Origin of the sequence: Ancylomarina longa, assembly GCF_003996985.1 — a bacterium.
GTDB classification, from domain to species: Bacteria; Bacteroidota; Bacteroidia; order Bacteroidales; family Marinifilaceae; genus Ancylomarina_A; species Ancylomarina_A longa.
In genome coordinates this window covers 75,440-98,212 of record NZ_RJJX01000010.1, presented here as the reverse complement: position 1 = coordinate 98,212, position 22,773 = coordinate 75,440, and the positions used below count along the sequence as shown (strand labels likewise).

The window sequence follows — 22,773 nt, the reverse complement described above, 5'->3', positions numbered from 1 at the left end:
TGAAATGATTGTTCCTGTTTTGCATTAAAAATGTTGCAAGTTTCATTGTTGTAAAGGATTTATGAAAGAAATAGTAATAATTGTGGTTTGTAGCTTTTGGTATCGAACCTGACTGAATTTTTATTCCTGCATTTTAAATAATTCTGTAGTATGGAGGCTAAATTAAGTAGGTGAAGAAATAAGAACTGTTTCTTAAAATTTCGGGAGGTATTATTAAAAAAATTTGATGGAATACGATCCTTTTATTTGGTTTTAATATTAATAAAAATTAAACAGTCGTGAAATGTATTCATTATCACAAGGTTGTAGTTTTTTTTATAAAAAAACAAATGATTGACATGATGAAATCAAACTTTAATCAGTAAATTTACGTAGTTAAGATAGTAAAAAAAGTCATTCGTCAAAGTTGATTTGAATGTAGATCTTGAAATGAGGTGTAAACAAGGAGATTAAATGAAGAAATTTCTACGGCTTGTTAGTATTACGGTAATTTTTGGATTTTGTTTTCATATTGGTGCGGCTCAAATAGTTAGTCCGTTAAGTGATACTACTATCTGTTTGGGAGAGTCTGTGGTTTTGGAAGCAGCAGCTGGTTCTTATATGTACAATTGGAGCACTGGAGATCTTTCCCGATCCATTAGTGTTTCTCCATCAATAACAACATCCTATAATTTAAGGGTATTCATTCCTGATATATCGACAGAATTAATTGCAAACGGGGATTTTAATGCTGGGAATACTGGATTTTATAGTGAGTATGTCTATTGTCCTGATCCAATACTTTCTTCTTCAAATCATTCCGATCCCCAATCCTTATGGGAAGAAGGTCGATATGCGGTAGATGATAATCCAAATGCCTATCACGCCAATTTTTCTTCTTGTAGTGGTCATTCAGGTGGCAGTCCCGACAAAATGCTAATTGTGAATGGAGCATCAGAGGAAGATGTAGTGGTGTGGAGTGAAACAATTACAGTAAATCCCAATCAGTATTATGCATTTTCCACATGGGCATGTAATGTGCACCCTACTAATCCTGCGCGTTTGGAGTTTATGATTGATGGTGTGTTAATGGGGGATTATATTGAACCTAGTGCCGGGACTACTTGTCTTTGGGAAGAATTTTACTCTTTGTGGTATTCCGGAGCAAATACAAGTATTGAAATTTCTATCGTGAATAAAAATACGATCAGAAGTGGAAATGATTATGCATTAGATGGGATTTCATTTAATCCTTTAAATGAGGTTCCTGATACTCGGACTATTAATGTTATAGATCCTGCTATAGTGAATGTCGGTTCTGATATAGAAATTTGTGGTAACGAAATTGCTAATTTGAGTGCCACTACTTCTAATAATACGGATTTTTATTGGACAACTTCTGGGGATGGTGTTTTCTCAAATCCAACGAGTACAAATTCAAACTATACACCAGGTAATAATGATATATTAAATGGATCTGTAATTTTATCTGCCAATGCAAATTCAAATACTCCTTGTAGAATAGTGTCTGATTCTTTAACTCTGATATTGAAGTCAATCCCAGCTGTTGATTTTGGCTCTCAGCAAGCCTCATGTGATGGTGGAGATGTGATATTGGATGCTGAAAATCCTGGTTCGACTTACATTTGGAATACGGGGGAAATGTCTCAATCTATAGCTGTATCTTCTGCAGGTAATTATTCAGTAACTATAACCGGAGCTAATAGTTGTGTTAATGCAGATACCGTATTTGTTGGGTTTTATGCTAATTTTACTATTGATTTAGGCCCGGATAGAACGGTTTGTTCCGGCGAACCAGTAGTCTTAAATGCTGGAATTTCCGGTGCAACTTATTTATGGAATACGGGGGAAACAACTCAGGAAATTATAGTCTATAATGCTGGTAATTATTCGGTAGATGTAACAAATAAACATGGCTGTAATGCAACGGATGATGTAAATGTAACTCTTTTACCACCTCCAGTTGTTGATCTAGGTCCTGACCAAGTTCTTAATAGTGGAGATGTAATACGCTTAGATGCTGGTGTGCATTTTGCATATATTTGGGATAATGGTTATCGAGGCAGGTATTTAAATGTTAATAAGCCTGGATTATATGCTGTTCGTGTCTATGATGCTAATGGTTGTTCATCGATGGATATGATTAACATTACCAGTGCAACGGGAATAATTCCAAATGTGACCTTAAATGATACTATTACATGTAGGGATGAATCTGTAGAATTATATGCCGGTAATGATTTCTTATTTAATTGGGATGTAGCTGGTTTGTCTTCACGTGTCGTGGTTACTCCCGATTCAACTACAACCTATCATCTTAGATTATTTTACATTGATCAAACTTTGGAATTAGTAAATAATGGTGATTTTACTTTGGGGAATATTGGTTTTCAGAGTGGATATTATTATTGTTCGAATCCATGGAGTTGGTCATGTCGTCATCAAAAAAGCAAGTATATAATAAATAGTAATACAACTATTTTAGGTGGTGGATTTAGTGATTGTACAGGTATAACTGGAAATTTTCCAGATAATGTAATGGTCGTTAAAGGAGCTGAGGCGCATCATACTGTCTGGGAGCAGACCATCAATGTTGATACTGACAGTTATTATATGTTTTCTGTAAACATTACTAATCTTCATTCTAATAGTTACGACGAGTTTGAAATTAAGGTAAATGGAGTAATAGTGGATCAGTTCTATACTGATGAGCCTTGTAATTGGGATCTTTTTAAGAGTCTAATTTATAGTAATTCAAATACCCAATTAACGATTACTATTGATAATATTAGTACCTCTGGTGTAGGTAATGGTTATGCTTTGGATGGTATTAGTATGTTTAAATTATCTGAAATTCCTTTGGATGTAACTGTTGATGTCGTTCAGCATCCAACAGTAAATGCAGGTTCTGATTTATCTATTTGTGAAGGTGGAGTAGCTGATTTGACTGGTAATGCAAGTAATTACTCATCCGTGATGTGGAGAACTTTAGGAGATGGTTCATTAAGTGATGTAAATCTTTTGAATACGAATTATAATCCAGGAACTAATGATGCGATAAATGGTTTTGTAGATATCGAATTAACAGCCAATCCACTAAATCCTTGTGTTGTCCCTGTAAAAGATACTGTTCGGGTTAATATTAACAAGAGTTTAATTGTTGATCTTGGATCTGACAAAGAAATATGCCAATCAGTTTCCGTTTTACTTGATGCTGGTCATCCTGGTGCTGCTTATTTATGGAGTACCGGAGAAACCACTCAAACTGTTAATGTATCAACCACTGGAAATTATCAGGTTACTGTGATAGATGCAACGGGTTGTTCTGGAACAGATTCCGTAAATGTAACCGTTCATGCCAATCCAATAGTGGATTTAGGTATTGATCAGGAGACTTGTAATGGAAATACAATCATGCTAGATGCAGGGAATCCTGGGAAGTCTTTTATTTGGAATACGGGAGATGCAATTCAGGCAATATTAGTATCTACATCAGGCAACTATTCCGTTGTTGTAACCAATACCAATGGTTGTTCCGCCAGCGATGATGTGAATGTTACTGTTCATGCCAATCCAATCGTAGATTTGGGAGCCGATCAGCAGACCTGTGCAGGCAGCAGCATTGTATTGGATGCCGGCAATGCGGGAGCAACATATTTATGGAGTACCGGAGAAACTACGCAAACAATTAGCACATCAATTAGTGGCAACTATTCCGTTGTTGTAACCAATACCAATGGTTGTTCCGCCAGCGATGATATGAATGTTACTGTTCATGCCAATTCAATCGTAGATTTRGGAGCGGATCAGCAGACCTGTGCAGGCAGCAGCATCACATTGGATGCCGGCAATGCGGGAGCAACATATTTATGGAGTACCGGAGAAACCTCACAGACTATCAATGTATCAACATCAGGAAATTATTCTGTAACAGTAACCAATGGAAATGGCTGTTCCGCCAGCGATGATATGAATCTAAGCGTTCATCCGAATCCAGTGGTCAATCTTGGAGCCGATCAGACTGTTTGTGGTGGAACAAAGACTACAATAAGAGCAAACAATGTTTATAACAGTTATTTATGGAATACAGGGGAAACATCAAGACAGATAGAAGTTAATACCTCAAATAGATATTCCGTATTAGTTTCTGATAAGAACGGATGTACAGCAGTCGATAGTATAGATGTAGTTTTTTATAAGGATTTTAATTTTGCCTTGGCTTATACGACTAATTTAGTTTGCCATGGTGACTCCACCTATATTCAAGGACCAAACAATCCTTTATACACTTATCAGTGGAAACATAATGGAGTAAATATTCCAAATACGAATATCTCTTCATTAAAAGTAGGAAAATCAGGATGGTATTCTCTAGAAATTTATAATGAGAATGGCTGTTTTGATTCTGATAGTGTTGAAGTTGAGATTATTACTTTACCAAATTCTCCTTTGCCAGATCGTGTAGACATGTGTTATGGGGAATCTGTTAAATTGGATATTGGTGAAGGTGAAAAGTTTTTATGGAATGATAGTATTAGTACACAAATACGAGATGTCAATAAGAGTGGAATCTACTCGGTAATGGTTCAGGATATCAATGGTTGTATTGCTTATGATTCTGTTGAAGTGAAGGTTCACGATTTGCCAATCGTTGATTTGGGACCAGATTTGTATATCTGCCGTGGGGAAGAGCTAATTTTAGAAGCTCCTGATGGATATTATACAGAATGGAATCCTGGAGGAAACACAAGATCAATATATGTCTATGAGGCAGGAACCTTTCAATTAAAAACAACGGATGAATTCGGTTGCACAGGAGAAGATGATATTAATATTTTTGTTCATGAGAATCCGGAAGTGAATTTAGGGCGTGATACGGTTATTGCAGAAGGTAGCGAACTGTTATTAGATGCAGGTAATGGATATGTAGAGTATGAATGGAGTAATCAGGCGAGTTCTCAATTCTTGAAAGTGGATCAGGATGGTGAATATGCTGTAAATGTGGTTGATATGTATGGCTGTAGAGGTAATGGTAAAGTTAAAGTAGCCGTGAATCCTATTCCTACTATTAATCTTGGTGGTAGCGCTGGCATATGTGAAGGTACTTCATTATTGCTCGATGCTGGCAATTGGGATAAATATTTGTGGAGTACAGGATCAACGAATAGAACGATTTCTGTAAACAAATCCGGTGATTACACCGTACAAGTTTGGGATATGTATGGAATCATGGGATCTGATATAATTCATGTGGAAGTTTATCCAACACCCCAAATTGGAATTGCTGCGGATACTTTAAGTATTTATAAAGGACAATCCGTAACGATTGATGCAGGTTCTGGATATTCATCCTACAATTGGAGCAATGGATCTGACTGGAGGAGTATTGATGTTAATGAAGCTGGAGACTATTCTGTTCAGGTTATGAATAAATTTGGGTGTATTGCTAAGGCCAATGTGACAGTAAAATATTTGAAACCCAAGATGGTTGTTCCTAATGTTTTTACACCAAATGGAAAAGGTCCTAATGAAATCTTTTATCCTGTATTTAAAGGAGTGGTTACTAATTTTGAGATGTATATCTATTCTCGTTGGGGAGAACAAGTTTTTGAACTCAAAAAGGATATGGTTAGTAATAATGAGTTAAAATATGAAGGTTGGAATGGTACGTATAAAGGAAAAGAGTCTGAAATAGGAGTGTATGTTTGGATTATCTTTTATGGTGGAAAAGAACAGGCGCACGGAACAGTAACATTATTTAGATAATGATAATAAAAAAACTAAAAATAGTTGCTATTATATTATTCATGATGAACTCTGCAGAATTATATTCTCAAGATGTAGAGTTCTCACAATTCTATGCGAATAAGGTTTATCTAAATCCGGCTTTTGCAGGATCTGATTTTGACGCCAGAGTATCTATGAGCTACAGAAACCAATGGCCTGAAATTAGTTCTGCTTATGTTACTTATAGTGTGGCTTACGATAAATATATTAATGCACTTAATGGTGGGCTGGGTTTGCATATTATGCAGGACGAACAAGGTGATGGAACCATAAGTACCACTATGATGAGTGGAATGTATTCCTATTCATTATCCATAACTCGTGATTTAGTCATCAAATTTGGATTACAGGCTTCTTATGTCCAAAGAAAACTCAACTCTGCTAATTTTACTTTTCCTGATCAAACTGATGAATTTTATATTAATGGATTAATAAATCCTTTTAGTGGAGAAAGTATGCCTGATCATTTAAAACGTAATTATTTTGATTTTTCATCAGGCATGATAGCATCATATAAAAACTGGTTTATTGGATTTGCTATTCATCATTTATCGGAACCAGATCAAACTTATAAAGACGAGAGTGATTACTCTAAATTACCTCGAAAATATACTTTGCATGCAGGAGTCAATGTTCCAGTATTTAGAAGAGGATTGCATCAATCGGAATACAGTCTGGCTCCTAATTTTTTATATCAGCAGCAAGAGACAAACAAACAACTTAATTATGGCTTATACTTATCAAAAGGCTCTCTAATTTTAGGAATGTGGTATCGCGATAATTTAGAATTGGAGTATGATGCGATAATTCTTCAATTAGGGATAATGAGAGATTGGTGGCAAGTGTCATACAGTTATGATAAAACGATATCTAAATTAATACATACAAATACAGGCGCTCACGAAATTTCATTTCTAATGAGATTTAAAAACTCAAAACGAAATAGATCTGGTTGTAACGAAAAATATTTACGAAGAAGAAGACAAATTGGAAGAATTAAATGCCCAAGATTCTAAATCATTTGATATATTAATTCCAATAATTCTTTTCTGACTATCGGTTTTGAAATGTATCCATTAAAGCCAGAATTTAGAATTTGCTCTTTCTCATTTGCCAAAGCATACGCTGTTTGAGCAATAATTTTAATCTTTGGCTGCTCTTTTCTCATCAATTTTAAGGTATCGTATCCGTTTAACTCAGGCATTTGTAAATCCAGCAACACGAGATCAATTTGATGTTTAATGCAATACTCTATGGCTAACTGACCATTTTCTGCCACATAGAGTTCAAGACCTGTGGCATGTAACATTTGCTCTATCAAGGTTAAATTAACCTTATAGTCATCAACAATCAATACCTTTTTACCATACAAATTTTTATTATACCCATTCTTACGTTTGGTATTTTTATTTATTGGAGTTAGCTCTGCTTTTTCATTTTGCAGAAATGGAATTTTTATGAAAAAGCTACTTCCGATATCCACTGTAGATTCTACCCACATAGTTCCATTTAATAGTTCTGCTAACTTTCTGGAGATAGATAATCCTAAACCTGTGCCGCCAAATCTTCTTGCATGAGAGTCATCAGCTTGACGGAATCTACTAAAGATAACATCTTGCTTGTCTTTAGAAATTCCAATTCCAGAATCTTTTACAGAGAAAATAAGCGAATCTACATCCACTTGATAGGATACCTGAATAATGCCTTTTTCAGTGAATTTCAGAGCGTTATCAACTAAATTGGTGATAATTTGCTTTAGTCTTAAAGGGTCTGAATATACAAGAGAATTAGAGTTGTCTAAACCAGTTGTAAACTCCAGCTTAATATGATCTTTCCCTTTTTTGGTTTTAATTTTTTCAAAGGTCTGATATAATTCTTCGAATAGTTGATTTAGGCTAAATGTTGTTTTTGAAATTTTTAATTCTCCTGATTCAATTTTTGAGAAATCAATTATATCATTAATAAGATTTAGGAGTGTGTTTCCACTGTTTCGAATGTGAGAGAAAAATTGTTGCCTTGTTTCCTGGGGTAAATCTTCTTGTTGCAATAATTCTGAAAATCCAATAATTGCATTCATTGGAGTGCGTATTTCATGTGACATATTAGCAAGGAAGGATGATTTTAATCGATCAGACTCTTCTGCCTTTTCTCTTGCCAAAAGTAATTCTTTCTCTTTCTGAGTTCGAATATCAATCATACGATTGATTGTTATCGCAAGGTCTTGAAATTCGGTAAAATGTAATTCTTCTGTATTTATTTTATAGGATTGCGTAGAAGCTCTGCGGAAAAAATTATTAAATGAAACAAAATTTTGTTTCATTCTTGAAGAAATATATCGAGTTGTAAAGTATAGGATGATGATAGCTAATACTATAATGCTGATAATTTGGATTATATAGCGATTCACTTTACTCTGTAATTCTTTGCCTGCAATTTCAATGCTTTTATCAATATCACTGGTGAAAACTCCAGCACCAATAATCCAATTCCAGTCTTCAATATATTGAATATATGATACCTTTGTTCCTTTTTCGGCATCAGGGTCGGGATAGCTAACAAAACCTGATTCTTTCATCACTGCAGATTTTAGAAGCATTTCAACATTTTTTCTACGAATAGGATTTTTATAATTCTGATAATTTTGACCAATACTAACGGAATCACCATGCAATAAACATTTACCATCTTTTTGGTAAACAAAGAAATAATTGTTGTTATCTAATGAAATCTGGCTTATACGTGTTAGTACTTCTTTTTGAATTTCACCTTTCATATCATCTAAGTAGGCAAAACTTCCCATGTACCAGTTATATGGCTTAAATTTTTTTATGAAGGAAACTTTAGTGTAAGCATTGTATTTGTTTTTCACCATATGATGATTCTCATACTTGGTGTATGCTTCCTCTTTGTATCTCATTAATTCGATTTCATTTTTTACAATGAAATTTTTGTTAAGATCTTGAAAGTTTGATAAATTTTTACCTTCATTTTCTTTTGAAAAAGGGTAGAGTACACCTTTTCCGCCTAAGGTATTGATAAAAATATATCCGCGACCAGATGTAAAACGAAGAGCAGTAATAGCTTGTTTAATTCTTTTTTTGATTTCAGTATCAGGAATTTTACCCTTATTTCCCAGATAAATATTATTGGCTATAGCATGAGCTTGTTTTACAAAATTTTCAAGTCTGTGCTTCAGTCTGGTTTCAGAAATTTTATTTTGATAGCTAATGAAATTCAAACACTCATTGGCATTTCTAACCAATAAATCTTTTTGTCTTTCAATAGATTCTTTTCTTAAGTTTTGAGATTCTTTGTGGAAGTCAGAAAATTCTTTGTAGATCCATACTCCTCCAATTCCTAATAAAAATGAGATTGTAAGTACTAGAAATAATAGAAAATAAGCACGGCTAATTCTCAATTTGGTAGGCTTTTTATGGGTTGGATTGGAATTCATATCTATAAAATAAATCAAATTTTAAATTGATTTAGTATTTGTTCAAATATCGGATTGAAAATATTAAATCCATTTTTTAATTCATTTAAAATCGCATCATCTGTAAAGGTATGGTTTAAGTCCTTTTCTTCAGTTATTTTTTTGAGAATCCGCAGGTTGTATCTTTTGGTAAGCATACTAATTGTAAAATGAGGAATGGTATGATATTCAGCCTTTAAAGGAAACTGATCCTTCTGAATAATATTCTTTTGAATTAGAAAGTTATAGATATCCAAAAAATGAATGGAGGAGTTTGCCAAAAACACATTCAACTCAAAGTTTTGTTTGAGTGGTATTTGGTAGTGAAAAGTAAAATTATTGCTTTGGTTATTCTCGTATTCCATCACTACCTGATTTTGGTGAATATTCACATGATCATATTCATAATACCATCTTAAATTTTGTATTTCTTTAAGTTCTTTTTTTATAGCGTATAATGCCATTATGCGTGGCAATATAGTGATGTCAAAATTTTCATTATCAGAGTATTCATTTATGGATTTTTCAATGTCTTTTTGAGTAAATGTGAATTTCATGAGCAAATGAATTTCAAGGAATAGTGTGAATAGAACAATTATGAGTTTTAGGCAAAGCTTTTTAAAGTAGTTTATTCTTGAAATTTAATTCTTATTAATAGATAAAACTCCTTTTTCTATTGGACTGATAGTTGTGCGTAATCTCTTTTTATGTTTCTTCTTTGTCCGAATAATTATCTATACGTCAAATATCAATAATTGTTTTTAAATTTAAATAATTTTAAATATTTCATTAGGAATATTAATTATTAGGCACTTTTTATTCTGGTTGTATAATCCTGAAAAAGTAGATGTTAGCTCGATTATTGTAACTTGACACTTTTGGCAGCTTAATTGTAGAAAGATAATTCCTATTATTGCACTATGAACAGTAATCACCTTAAACGACTTCTTGTTGTACTGATAACATTTGGATTTATTTCCACAATATTTGCCAATATACAAAAACATCAAAGCTTTTCCATGAAGGATGGCTTACCAAGTAATAATGTTGAAGATATTTTTCAGGATTCGCATGATGTCGTTTGGCTTGCCACCTATGCCGGTTTGTATGAATTTACCGGTAGTGAAATAAAATTTCGATCTGATTTGATTAAACTTCAAGGGGAGCGAATTAGTGACTTATGCCAACTTGGTAACGGGGATATGTTAATTTCTGTTTTAGGAAAAGGATTGTTTCTATTTGATGGGAAATCTCTTACATTTTTAAGCCGGATTAATAAGAATCTTAACTGTGAAATTAATTGCCTGTTTGCTGATAGTTTAAAAAATAGAATATTACTTGGCACTACCGAAGGATTAATTGTATTAGAGAAAGGTAAGAGAGGCTTGGTGAGAAATAACAATTCAAATTTCAGAAATATTAATATTTCGAAAATACGCAAAATCAAAGATGGTTTTATTTTGTATGGAAATGATAATTTTCCTAATCTGCCAATTCCAATACGTTTTGATCGCGACAAAATAATTGAACTCTCAACGGCTGATCACATTCCAACAATTGAATTAGATTATACAATATTAGATAGCATAGATATTGGTGCTCAGTTATGGTTAAAGTTACCTGATAAGACTCTACTTTGCGATATCTTGGAGACGGTACAAAATCATCATACGAAAGCCTATCTTTTACGGTATTTTCAAAAAGGTGTAGAACATCGTAAAGTTCTGACTTACGATGGTAAGTCTTTCAAAGATTTATCTTCAGCAAGCGATTTGAATTCCTTTTTTATTCAAACTTTATATGGTGAGAATGATAATTGGTGGATGGGAACCCGAGAACAGGGTTTGATATTTATTCCTAAATCAAATTTTAAATACTTTGATGTTAAAATAGAGGGAATTAAAAACATCAAGATAAATGATATAGCTTCAAATAAAACAGGTGGTGTATACCTTTCAACAAATTCTGAAATTCTGATTTTTAATGATGATGTGCAGGTTAATAGAATTAAAACTGAACAACTTTGTAAGTTAATTTCAAAAAAAAATATTTGTAATTGTGAATTAAAAATTAACAACATCGCATTTGATAAGGAAGACAAACTTTGGATTTCTAGTAATAAAGGATTTTTTACTTTGAATCCCAGAAATTTTAGTTTGAATTATAAGGGAATTACTTCATCAGAAAATTTCATAATTACTGGTAATGGCGAACTTTTATGTCATCATAAAAATGAATTACGCTTTTATTCTATAGATGGTAAAATTTTGGATAAGCCAATTTACAAATTCCCAAAATCATCAGAAATAGAAATTAGTAAAATACTTGAAAAAGGGAATGAAGTATGGATTGCTACCAAACAAATGGGCATTCTATATTTTCATGAGGGACATTATCAAATTTTCAACAGGAGTAATTCTGGTATTCATAATATTGTAAATGATATGCTTTTTATTTCTGATTCGACCATAATAGCCGGTGGTAATAATGGTGTGATATATAAGATATCTATCAGGAAGAATCAATTGGAAGTAATAGATTCTTTGTCGAAGAGGGATGGATTAAAAGGTGTTTCTATTCATGGGTTTCAATACTTAAAGGATGGCTCCTTATGGTGCGGTACAAACGAAGGAGTACATCGATTTGTTTATGACACATGGCACAATGATTCAACTCTTGATTATCGATTTTGGAATGCTAAAGATGGTTATTTCGACCAAACCGGTAATAAATCTGTTGTTGATAAAAATCAGAATATCTGGGTTCAAACCAATAATAAATTACTAAAAATTAATACTAAGCTTATATTGGTTGACGAGAGTAAGAGACAATTGGTTTTGTCAAAAGTACAGGTGCGGAGTCAAAAATGGGAAATGGATAGTAGTAGAATAGATTTTTGGACTAAATCGCCTTTGAATCCAATAAAATTGGGATACAAGGAGAATTTCGTGAATTTTGAGTTCTCCTATAATTTTTGTGAAAATCCGTCTAACGTATTATATCAATATAGATTAGATGGTTTAGAGGAAAAATGGACCCCTTGGACGGATAGCAATAAAACTATTTATTCAAATTTACCAAGTGGGACTTACACCTTAATGGCTAAGGCAAAAAATTTGAGTGAAACTTCTATTAGTGATTATAGTATAGAGATTCAGATAGAAACGCCCTGGTGGAGGTTGTGGTGGTTTAGAATATTCCTTTTTCTTTCTATCGTGTTTGTCCTATTTATTTGCCTATTTATATATGTGAGGAAAATCAAGAGAATAGAAAAACGAAGAACCAAACAATTCCGAAGAAATGTAGGTCTAAAGATAAAGGCTTTACAAATGCAGCTTGGACCACACTTCCTGTTTAATTCATTGAATTCTATACAAAGTTACATTTTAGAGGGTAAACAGGAATTGGCATTGGAATATTTATCTGATTTCTCAATGGTATTGAGACAAAATATTGACAACGCGAATAAAGATAATGTTTCTCTTTCTGAAGAGCTTACTTATTTAAAGTATTATTTGAAATTGGAACAAATGCGATACTCACATTGCTTTAAGTATGAAATTGAGATAGGATTAAATATTAATCCACTTACGGTTAAATTACCACCCATGCTTATACAACCATTTCTTGAGAATGCTATCAAATTTGGCATTGGAAACTCGGAGAAAGAAGGGAATTTGCAAATAAGCTTTCAATTTCAAAAAGATGAATATTTGAAATGCGTGATTACTGATAATGGAATTGGAAGAAAGGAATCAAAAACAAGATGTACCGAAAGAGAATACAAATCTTATTGTGAAGCGGTTCAGATCACTAAAAACAGGATTAAATTATTAAATCAAGTTCATTCAAATGGAAATAAGTTCTATTATCAAATTGATGATATGGAAGATGTATCAAATAGTTCGGCAGGAACAAGAGTAGAACTTGGATTTCCTAAAATTTACTGATTTAAATATTCCTTGATTAAGGATCGATACGTTCTTAATATATCAGATAAAAGTGGATGTGTAACCGAATAACGCAAGGAATTGATGCGTTGAATTGGTAGAACCATTGGGGATGTACCTGTTAAGAATGCAGCATCAAAATATCTAATATCCTCATAAGCAATAGAGGTTTTATGAACGGTAATGTTTAGTTTATCTGCAATTTCAAGTACTTTACTTCGTGCAATTCCATTTAAAACCTCATTATCCGGAGCTGTGTAGAGTTCGTTATTTTTAATGAAAAAAAGATTGGAACGACTGCCTTCAGTTAAATTACCTGCTTTATTTAATAGCAATACTTCGAATATTTCTGCTTCCCGAATTATATTATTTGTTTTGGAGCGAAGCTGATGGTGATACACTTTAGCCTTAGGAGTAGGTCTTTCTGCTGAATGAATCATTGTACGCACACCATTTGTGTATTGTATTTTATTCGGGTATTTGTGTGCCAAAAAATATGCAAAGAAATTTTTGTGATTTTTCTGGATATTAAATACCAATTTGATGTTCCCTTCATTAACATCATTTTTCTCAATCAATAGATGAATAAAACGACTAATATCCTCAAAATTGTACCAAAGCAATTGGTTAATGTGAAGTGCAGAATTGCACAACCGAGTGAAATGTTCTTGTAAAAAAATAGGTTTCCCGGATACAACCCGAAGCACCTCATATAAAGAAATACCATTCTGAACCTGCAAATCAGTAAATTCCTCACATGGTTTTAGTTGCTCATTTTTAATAAATAAATAACGATAGCATTCACTCATCTCAATAATCTCCTTTAATATTTAATTCTACAAATAAAAAGCTTTTACTTAGTATAAACAATGAACTTAGCCTGATAAGGATAAAAAAGTTTACTGTTTTTTCTATTATCATTGAACTGAGCTGCTTATTGGAAATACTGCAAGGAGTAAAAAAATATCTAAAACTATTTGTTCTATCCGCATTATTCGTATTTTACACCTTCTTAAAAACGTAAATTATGGCAAGTAAAAGGGAATTTAAAAAAGATGTAAACTTTCTAACAAATGAAATTTTGATGAGAGGAATGATATATCTTGAATTTTTTGGAAGTAAAAACTCTGATTCTGTTTATCAGATAATGAGTGATGCTGCTATAGCAAGAAATAATTATATCTCAAGAATTAATTCTAAGCTAAGTGATAAAACTGCTAAAGAAGTAAAATCTCACTTTAAATCTATTTATGATGATTTATATAAATCAACACATGATTTATTAGATAGAGTTGACGATTTGGATATGGCAGTCTAAATTATTTGAAGAATACAATAAAAATAAGGGCTGGAAAATTAATTCCAGCCTTTATTTATTATACTTTTCTAAAAGTACCAACTCCGGTCAAAATTGCTTTTGCCAGCTGTTCTTCTTCTCCTCCTTCACTTTGTGATAAGTGCCACATGGTATGAATTACAGGACCAATTTCATCTTTTTCAAATCTGCCGGTCCAACAAGCGATGGAACCATATTTCCCAAAATTAACCATAAAAGCAATCACATTATTATTGATTTTACCGCTAATTGGAAATTTTTCATCAAAAGAAGGCTGACCAATTGCAGTTTGAAATATGCCTTTAACTTGGTTGTTAACAATTTCCAGATCCATTTCTGAGTTGTACTGATTTTTCCATTTTCCATTTAAGTTGATATCCATAATGTCGAGATTTAAGGGATGATTATTTCTTTAATATCAATTTAATCCGAAATTTCGATGATGACAAAATATTCTTAAATTATTGAAAAATCTTTATTTCTTTATCACCAAAGGAATTGGTATAAGCCCTATACATTCCGGAGGTATTCATTTTCACTACTATATTTCCTTCATGATCTATGGTAATGAAACCGCCAGTACCACCTAGTTCATTAATTTTTTTAAGTTCTTTTTCTGCAGCTTTTTCCAGACTTAAATTTTGATATTCCATCATATCTGAAATATCCTTGGCTACACCTAAACGAATAAAATATTCTCCATGTCCAGTACAGGACACACCACAGGTTTCATTATTAGCATAGGTTCCAGCACCAATAATAGGGGAGTCACCAATTCTACCAAAACGTTTGTTGGTCATTCCTCCTGTCGAGGTTCCGGCAGTTAAGTTTCCATCTTTGTCTAATGCCACACAACCTACAGTGCCATGTTTATCTGAGACAGTCATTTTCTTTTCTTTACGAAGAATTTTTTGCAAACAATCCCATCTTTTTTGGGTGAAAAAATAAGAACTATCTGCCATTTGCAGATGCTCTTGCTCAGCGAAATCGGATGCTCCTTTTCCACTCAACATTACATGTTCCGATACTTCCATTACCTTTCTTGCTGCACTTATAGGATTTTTTATATCTCCAACTCCTGATACTGCACCTGCATTTAAATCTTTTCCATACATGATGGAAGCGTCCATTTCATTTTTTCCAGAGTGTGTGAAAACGGCTCCTTTTCCAGCATTGAATAGAGGCGAATTCTCTAATACCTGAATGGTTTTCTCTACAGCATCAATGCTACTTCCTCCATTTTTAAGTATTGAATCACCTGTATTTAGGGCTTGATTTAACTTGAATCTATACTGCTTCTCTAATTCCGGAGTCATATTTTGTTTCTGAATATTACCTGCACCTCCATGCAGTACAATAGCATAGCTTGGAACTTGATTTTTAATTGTAGTAGTAGTGCAGGCATAAAATGCCAAGACAAGGAAAATACTTAAAAGATTGATTTTTTGGTTCATGATTATTTGTTTGTGCTTATTGTATCGTGAAGGATATAATTATTCTATTTTTCTAGTATATCTTAATGACAGAAAGTATTCAGGATAAACATTATTCAGGACTATAGTATATTAACCAATAGTTTGAGATAAAACATCAAGTAATTGTTCTTCGGTATATGGTTTAGAAATAAAGGCATCGCAACCAGCCTCTTTCATTTTTACATATTCATCTTGTAATGCGTAAGCTGATTGAAAAATTACTAGTACATTTGGCTTTTCTTTCTTAATTTCTTGCGTAACCTGATAACCATTCAACTGAGGTAGTTGAATGTCCATAAGTATCAGATCGTAGTGATTTTCTTTACATTTTTCAATTGTTTCCTGCCCATTTTTTGACCATGTAACGTTTGCATTTACTCTTTTTAAAACCTCGTTGATGTATAGGTAATTAGATTCGGTATCTTCGGCTACCAGAATTTGTTTTCCTGATAAATCTAGTCTAATAGCAGTGATATTATTATTTGTAATCGAAATTCCTGATTTTATAAGTTGAGGTAGCTGAATGTAGAAACAGCAACCGGTACTCGGTTCTGAGATAAACCATATAGTTCCATCTAATAGTTGAATAAGGCTTTTAGAAATCGTTAGTCCCAAACCAGTTCCGCCATGCTTAACAGTATTATTGCTAGCTTGTCTAAATCTATCATAAATGTAGTCTTGATCTTGAATAGGAATTCCTATACCACTATCTTTTACAAAAAAACGGACTTGTTCTTCAAAAACTTCAAATCCAAGATCAATATTTCCCGAATTTGTAAATTTAAGTGCATTTCTTAGTAAGTTGATTAATATCTGCTTCAAGCGAATTGGATCGGATAGCATTGCAATATCTTCGCCTCCTTTTGGTATCTGGAGATTGAATTCAAGATCTGTTTTCTGCTTTTTAAGTCTTTGCTCATCAAACATGCATTTTAAATCAAGAAGCATTGGATAAATTTCAAAACTGGATTTTTTTATTTTAAGCTGTTTTGATTCTATCATGGATATATCAATTAGATCATTCACCAAGGCCAGTAAGAAATGTCCGTTATCAATTATAATTTTACTGAAATTTCTATGTTTTTCTTTAGAATCTGTAACTGCCAGAAGTTTTGAGAAACCAATGATCGCATTCATTGGAGTTCGTATTTCATGAGACATGTTTGCCAGAAATGCAGTTTTAAGTTGATCAGCTTGCTCTGCCTTTTCTTTTGCCTTTAGTAATTCCAAAGTTCTCACTTTAACCAGACTTTCCAGATTTCGCCGGTGTTCATCAAGTTGCATTTCAGCTTTTTTACGCTCCTCGTTTTCGAACCGTAGTTTGGTATTCTTTTTTTTGACAGCAATAAAAAAAATATATACAGCTAATGCAAATAATAAACTCAGTATTATAATAACAATGAGAAGTGTATTGATTACTTCTTGTTTTTTTAGCTGTTCCTCTTTTATTAATTGATCGCGAGAGTAAGCACGTGTTATACTTTCTCTCTTTTCACGTTCGTTTTGCAATTGTATCCAACCGATTCGGTTTTCTGCTTGGGCATTGTACAATTGATTGTACAAATCAAAATACAATTGATGATATTTTAATGACTTTTTGTACTTGCCTAATTTTTGGTACAAATCAGACAGATTTCTCGCATTTTCCGCTATTAGTGATTTGTTATTTGCTTTTTTTGCCAAATCCATACTTGCAAGTAAAAAATGAATCGCCTGTTCTTGTTCATTTTTAGCCAAATACAAACTTGCTAAATTATTATATACGGATGCAATACCTCCTAAATCTTCTATTTTTTTATTTATTACGATAGATTGATTAAATAGTGCTTCTGCTTTTTTTAAACTGTCCAGTTTCACATACACCAAACCTAAATTGGTATAGCAAGATGCAATTCCCTTCTTGTTATCTATATTTTTTTGAATTTGCAGAGATTTTTGATATTCTGGTATAGAAAGTAAATATCTCCTTTCCTGAGTATAAGTATTTCCTATTCTTCGGTGGCAGTTTGCTGCTCCTTCAATATTACCAAGACTTTGATTTAATTCGATTGATTTATTAAAATTTTCCCTTGAAACAGGATAATCACGCATGGAATAAAAGACCTTTCCAATATTCTCATAGCATAAAGCGATATTCCCTTTTGATTCAAGTTTTTTGAAAATTTTAAGTGCTTTATGTTGATATTCCAGAGCTTTATCATATTGAGCCATGGATTCAAACACTTCTCCAATCCCCATATAAGATCTTGCGATACCGTCTTTAGATTGGAGTTCCTGATTAATCTTGAGCGATTGGTTAAATAACTCAATAGAGGAATTTCGATGGCCTAAGTTATTTTCCAATTTGGCAATTTGATTGAGACCGTAGGCTTTATTCTTTTGTAAATGGTGTTTTTTACTAATGGCAAGAGCTTCATTAAAATATTTCTTTGCTGAGGGATAGTCATTTGTTCTCATGAAGGTGTTACCAATCGCAAAAAGACTATAACATATACCCGAGATATTATCGAATTGTTGATTAAGTTTTAACGCCTTTCGATAATATTCAAAAGCTTCCTGATACTTACATCGAGATAATTTTATATTCCCTAGGGCATTATATGAATAGGCAAAGTTTTTTATATCCTTAAGTTGAGTTTTAATCTCCAGTCCTTTGGTATAATATTTTTCTGCTTCCTTGTAATTACATTTTCGATAATTTAATTCTCCTAAATATCCATATCCAAAACTTAAGTGAATAGAATCTCTTACACTATCCCAGTAATCAAATGAGGTCGTGAAGCATCTTTCTGCTTCATCAATATTTCCTCTATAAATATAAATTCGTCCTAATAATTCATTGGCTTCGGCATATTGTTGCATTTTTTCATGCTCCAATGATTTTTCAGCAATAAGAAGAGCTGTTTCCAATGCTTTAGGATTATTGGCATAGAAATATTTTAAAGCAAGCTCATTAAGTTTTGTAAGTTCTGACCCGGAAAATTCTTTAGGGTGTATTTGAGGGATTTCTCTGGCAAAACCTGAGTATTGTAAACAGGCTAAGAGTAGGAATATAAATACTTTTTTTATTCTTAGGGGCATCAGAAAGTATTTTAGTTTTAAGCTAGCTAGTAGTTCAGTAAATAGTTTGGCGATTTTTTACCTGAGTAATAAACACACTTGTCAAAGATAAACAATGCGTACAAATAAAAAGTTAACTATTCATTCTAATTTGAGCGAAAGAATGAAGCTGGTTACGAATGACTTTTTTTAAAATGTAGATAGCAATTCACGTTATTCGTATTATCTTTGCGAATTCAGGTTACAGAATGAATTCTAGTGGGCTAAATCATAGATATTGTATGATTTATAGTGTTTGCATTAGTAGGATTACCAGTAGTGAATATTTGATTAAAATTCGAAATAAAAATATCCAAATGAGCATTGAAAGTATTATTAAAAGTAAAGTAATAGAGGCCATAAAAGTATGTTATGGACAGGATATTGATGATAAAACAATACAAATTCAAAAAACACGACGAGAATTCGAAGGAGATTTGACATTAGTTGTGTTTCCTTTTTTGCGTTTTTCAAAAAAGTCCCCAGAGGATACTGCAAATGAGTTAGGTAACTTCTTAAAGGAAAAAATTAATTGTATTGAGGATTTCAATGTTGTAAAAGGATTTCTAAATTTACTTATTGATAATACCTATTGGATTTCAGTATTAAATCAAGCAGTAGCGACTAAAAATTACGGATTTAAAGCATTAGAACCTGGTGCTAAAAAGGTGATGATTGAGTATTCGTCCCCTAATACGAATAAACCGCTTCATTTAGGACATATTCGAAATAACTTGTTGGGATATTCCGTGGCACAAATTTTAAAAGCCAATGGATACGAGGTGATAAAGGTGAATTTGGTTAACGACCGAGGAATTCATATTTGTAAATCGATGTTGGCATGGTTGCGTTTTGGGGGGGGGGAGACTCCTGAATCCACCGGAATAAAAGGCGACCATTTAGTGGGAAAATACTATGTGAAGTTTGATCAGGAGTATAAAAAGGAAATGGAAGCTTTAATAGCGGAAGGAATGGATGCTGATGAAGCTAAAAAACAAGTGTCGCTATTACTCGAAGCACAGGAAATGTTGCGTAAATGGGAGGCCGGAGATGTGGAAGTCGTTGCTTTATGGCGTAAAATGAACGATTGGGTTTTAGCTGGCTTTGATGTTACTTACGCAAAAATGGGGGTTGATTTTGATAAGGTTTATTTTGAATCGAATACCTATAAAAAAGGAAAAGCGATTGTTGAGAAGGGATTAGCAGATGGAGTATTATATCAAAAAGATACAGGATCTGTTTGGGCTAATCTGGAAGGGGATGGCTTGGATCATAAACTATTGCTTCGCGACGATGGTACTTCTGTTTATATGACTCAGGATATTGGAACAGCCTACGAGCGTTTTAATGAATTTAAGATTGATGAGCATATTTACGTGGTTGGTAATGAGCAAAACTACCATTTTCAGGTACTATCATTAGTCCTTGGTAAATTGGGTTATGAATGGCATGATAAAATTCAACACTTATCCTATGGAATGGTTGAACTACCCGAAGGTAAAATGAAATCGCGAGAAGGTACAGTGGTTGATGCCGACGATTTGATGGACGAAATGGTGAATACGGCTCGAGATACATCCAATGAACTAGGCAAACTTGAAGGTTATTCGCTTGAGGAGGCCGAAGATGTTTATAATAAAGTGGCTATGGGTGCTCTGAAATATTTCATATTGAAAGTAGATCCTAAGAAAAACATGATGTTTAATCCTAAGGAGTCTATTGATTTTAATGGGAATACAGGTCCGTTCATTCAATATACTTATGCAAGGATACAGTCAGTTCTGAAAAAAGCTATAGATTCCGGAATGGAAATACCAGATCTTGCGTCTGATAAATTGGAGATATCTGTGAAAGAATCTATGCTAATCCAACTGATAGCCAATTATCCTAATATTATCACAGAGGCTGGCGATGCAACTAGCCCGGCTCAGGTTGCAAATTATGTGTATGATTTAGTGAAAGAATACAATCAATTTTATCACGACTTCCCAATCGCAAAAGAAGAGAATGTAGATTTAAGATTTTTCCGTTTGGTTCTATCTAAACAGATCGGAGAAATTATTAAATCAGGAATGAGCCTTTTGGGAATTGGTGTTCCGGAACGAATGTAAATAAAAATATATCATTGTTAAAAGTGGATTTTTTATCAGATATCCGCTTTTTATTTTATCATAACGAAATAAATGATATGGATTGCAAATTATAAGGAAGAAAATAATCCACTTTTTAGACCTTAGCCTTTATCACTAAGCTTATTTTTTTAATTTTGCAGGGAAATATAAATCTGGATAATAATGTTTGAAAATCTTAACGAAAGACTTGAACGCTCCTTCAAATTATTAAAAGGGCAAGGAAAAATTACTGAAATCAATGTGGCAGAAACATTGAAAGACGTAAGACGCGCATTGTTGGATGCCGATGTCAACTTTAAAATCGCCAAGTCATTCACTAGTACAGTCAAAGAAAAAGCATTAGGACAGAATGTGCTTACCGCATTGAAGCCAAACCAAGTGATGGTGAAAATTGTTCACGACGAATTGGCTAAATTGATGGGTGGTACTCATGTTGATATAAATACTCAGGGGAAACCTGCCGTAATATTGATAGCTGGTTTACAAGGATCAGGTAAAACTACCTTCTCGGGAAAATTGGCAAACTTGCTTAAAACAAAACAAGCTAAAAACCCACTGTTGGTTGCTGGTGATGTCTATCGTCCTGCGGCAATTGAGCAGTTGAAGGTGCTGGGAGAACAAATTGGAGTTTCCGTTTATGCTGATCTTGAAGATAAGAACCCGGTGAAGATTGCCAAAGCTGCTATTAAGCAAGCTAAAGCAAATAATAATGATGTGGTTATCGTAGATACCGCGGGTCGTTTGGCTATTGATGAGGCCATGATGAAGGAGATCGAGGCGGTGAAGAAGGCAATCGACCCTGGCGAAACGCTTTTTGTGGTTGACTCCATGACTGGTCAGGATGCAGTGAACACAGCCAAAGAATTTAACGATCGCTTGAATTTTGATGGAGTAGTGCTTACCAAATTAGATGGTGATACTCGAGGTGGTGCTGCCCTTTCTATCCGTTCCATCGTGAACAAACCAATCAAGTTTGTTGGTACTGGCGAGAAAATGGATGCTTTGGATGTATTTCATCCCGATCGTATGGCTGATCGTATATTGGGAATGGGTGATATTGTTTCTCTTGTGGAACGTGCACAGGAACAATTCGACGCCGATGAAGCCAGAAAGCTACAGAAGAAAATCGCAAAGAACCAATTCAATTTCAATGATTTCTTGTCCCAGATTTCACAAATCAAGAAAATGGGAAATCTGAAAGATTTGGCATCTATGATTCCCGGAGTTGGAAAGGCTTTGAAAAATATAGATATAGATGATGATGCTTTCAAGGGAGTGGAAGCAATCATTTTTTCAATGACACCTGCCGAAAGAGAAGAACCTAAATTAATTAATGGTTCACGACGAAAAAGAATAGCGGATGGTAGCGGTTCCACCATACAGGATGTGAATCGTCTGATTAAGCAATTTGATGAAACCAGAAAGTTAATGAAGATGATGTCGAAGGGTGGTAATATGTCCCGCATGATGGGAAATATGGGAAGAAAAAGGTAATAAAAATCAGATAGAGTGCTTGATACTT

The 22,773-nt window shown here is 33.5% G+C and carries 12 protein-coding genes; 6 read left to right on the top strand and 6 right to left on the bottom strand.

Annotated features, from left to right (window positions below; translation table 11 throughout):
• The first annotated feature begins 453 nt into the window (after positions 1-453).
• Both DLK05_RS09160 and DLK05_RS09155 read left to right on the top strand, forming a co-directional pair.
• A complete protein-coding gene (locus DLK05_RS09160; RefSeq protein ID WP_127343706.1) occupies positions 454-5,766 on the top strand; it encodes a T9SS type B sorting domain-containing protein in 5,313 nt (1,770 codons plus the stop codon).
• The gene (locus DLK05_RS09155) at positions 5,766-6,803 is read left to right on the top strand and encodes a PorP/SprF family type IX secretion system membrane protein (RefSeq protein ID WP_127343705.1); all 1,038 of its coding nucleotides are present in this window, start codon (positions 5,766-5,768) and stop codon (positions 6,801-6,803) included. The genes DLK05_RS09160 and DLK05_RS09155 overlap by 1 nt, the downstream gene beginning before the upstream one ends.
• On the opposite strand, the gene DLK05_RS09150 is transcribed toward DLK05_RS09155, so the two are convergent.
• Positions 6,800-9,259, bottom strand: a complete 2,460-nt coding sequence (locus DLK05_RS09150; protein WP_127343704.1) for a cache domain-containing protein — start codon at positions 9,257-9,259, stop codon at positions 6,800-6,802. The two genes, DLK05_RS09155 and DLK05_RS09150, sit on opposite strands and share 4 nt — an antisense overlap.
• On the bottom strand, positions 9,256-9,816 hold the full coding sequence (locus tag DLK05_RS09145; RefSeq protein WP_127343703.1) for a hypothetical protein: 561 nt from the start codon (positions 9,814-9,816) through the stop codon (positions 9,256-9,258). The genes DLK05_RS09150 and DLK05_RS09145 overlap by 4 nt, the downstream gene beginning before the upstream one ends.
• A gap of 363 nt (positions 9,817-10,179) precedes the next feature.
• Here DLK05_RS09145 and DLK05_RS09140 point away from each other — a divergent pair, with 363 nt between their 5' ends.
• Entirely contained in the window at positions 10,180-13,209 is a 3,030-nt protein-coding gene (locus DLK05_RS09140; protein ID WP_127343702.1) for a sensor histidine kinase, read from the top strand.
• Here DLK05_RS09140 and DLK05_RS09135 read toward each other — a convergent pair.
• Positions 13,203-14,018: an aminotransferase class IV gene (locus DLK05_RS09135; protein ID WP_127343701.1), complete on the bottom strand. Its 816-nt coding sequence runs from the start codon at positions 14,016-14,018 to the stop codon at positions 13,203-13,205. The two genes, DLK05_RS09140 and DLK05_RS09135, sit on opposite strands and share 7 nt — an antisense overlap.
• A gap of 218 nt (positions 14,019-14,236) precedes the next feature.
• On the opposite strand from DLK05_RS09135, the gene DLK05_RS09130 reads away from it, so the two are divergent.
• Complete coding sequence (locus DLK05_RS09130) at positions 14,237-14,527, top strand: hypothetical protein (RefSeq protein WP_127343700.1); 291 nt, start codon at positions 14,237-14,239, stop codon at positions 14,525-14,527.
• Positions 14,528-14,585: 58 nt separating this feature from the next.
• Here the strand turns inward: DLK05_RS09130 and DLK05_RS09125 are convergent, their stop codons facing one another.
• The 3 genes from DLK05_RS09125 to DLK05_RS09115 all read right to left on the bottom strand — a co-directional run bounded on the left by DLK05_RS09125 (position 14,586) and on the right by DLK05_RS09115 (position 19,101).
• Positions 14,586-14,927 (bottom strand): avidin/streptavidin family protein, encoded by a 342-nt coding sequence (locus DLK05_RS09125; protein ID WP_127343699.1) that lies wholly within the window; start codon positions 14,925-14,927, stop codon positions 14,586-14,588.
• A gap of 79 nt (positions 14,928-15,006) precedes the next feature.
• The gene (locus DLK05_RS09120) at positions 15,007-15,999 is read right to left on the bottom strand and encodes an isoaspartyl peptidase/L-asparaginase family protein (RefSeq protein ID WP_127343698.1); all 993 of its coding nucleotides are present in this window, start codon (positions 15,997-15,999) and stop codon (positions 15,007-15,009) included.
• Positions 16,000-16,110: 111 nt separating this feature from the next.
• The gene (locus tag DLK05_RS09115; protein WP_127343697.1) at positions 16,111-19,101 is read right to left on the bottom strand and encodes a tetratricopeptide repeat-containing hybrid sensor histidine kinase/response regulator; all 2,991 of its coding nucleotides are present in this window, start codon (positions 19,099-19,101) and stop codon (positions 16,111-16,113) included.
• A 335-nt stretch (positions 19,102-19,436) separates the two neighbouring features.
• Between DLK05_RS09115 and argS the strand changes: the two genes are divergently transcribed.
• A complete protein-coding gene (argS, locus tag DLK05_RS09110; RefSeq protein WP_127343696.1) occupies positions 19,437-21,230 on the top strand; it encodes an arginine--tRNA ligase in 1,794 nt (597 codons plus the stop codon).
• 183 nt (positions 21,231-21,413) lie between these two features.
• Positions 21,414-22,745 (top strand): signal recognition particle protein, encoded by a 1,332-nt coding sequence (gene ffh, locus DLK05_RS09105; RefSeq protein WP_127343695.1) that lies wholly within the window; start codon positions 21,414-21,416, stop codon positions 22,743-22,745.
• Positions 22,746-22,773 lie beyond the last annotated feature (28 nt).

What these genes read in the sequence shown, in the direction of transcription:
- DLK05_RS09145 (WP_127343703.1), bottom strand. Translation starts at nt 9,816, where the DNA reads ATGAAATTCACATTTACTCAAAAAGACATTGAAAAATCCATAAATGAA.
- ffh (WP_127343695.1), top strand. Translation starts at nt 21,414, where the DNA reads ATGTTTGAAAATCTTAACGAAAGACTTGAACGCTCCTTCAAATTATTA.
- DLK05_RS09125 (WP_127343699.1), bottom strand. Translation starts at nt 14,927, where the DNA reads ATGGATATCAACTTAAATGGAAAATGGAAAAATCAGTACAACTCAGAA.
- DLK05_RS09130 (WP_127343700.1), top strand. Translation starts at nt 14,237, where the DNA reads ATGGCAAGTAAAAGGGAATTTAAAAAAGATGTAAACTTTCTAACAAAT.
- DLK05_RS09140 (WP_127343702.1), top strand. Translation starts at nt 10,180, where the DNA reads ATGAACAGTAATCACCTTAAACGACTTCTTGTTGTACTGATAACATTT.
- DLK05_RS09120 (WP_127343698.1), bottom strand. Translation starts at nt 15,999, where the DNA reads ATGAACCAAAAAATCAATCTTTTAAGTATTTTCCTTGTCTTGGCATTT.
- DLK05_RS09155 (WP_127343705.1), top strand. Translation starts at nt 5,766, where the DNA reads ATGATAATAAAAAAACTAAAAATAGTTGCTATTATATTATTCATGATG.
- argS (WP_127343696.1), top strand. Translation starts at nt 19,437, where the DNA reads ATGAGCATTGAAAGTATTATTAAAAGTAAAGTAATAGAGGCCATAAAA.
- DLK05_RS09115 (WP_127343697.1), bottom strand. Translation starts at nt 19,101, where the DNA reads ATGCCCCTAAGAATAAAAAAAGTATTTATATTCCTACTCTTAGCCTGT.
- DLK05_RS09135 (WP_127343701.1), bottom strand. Translation starts at nt 14,018, where the DNA reads ATGAGTGAATGCTATCGTTATTTATTTATTAAAAATGAGCAACTAAAA.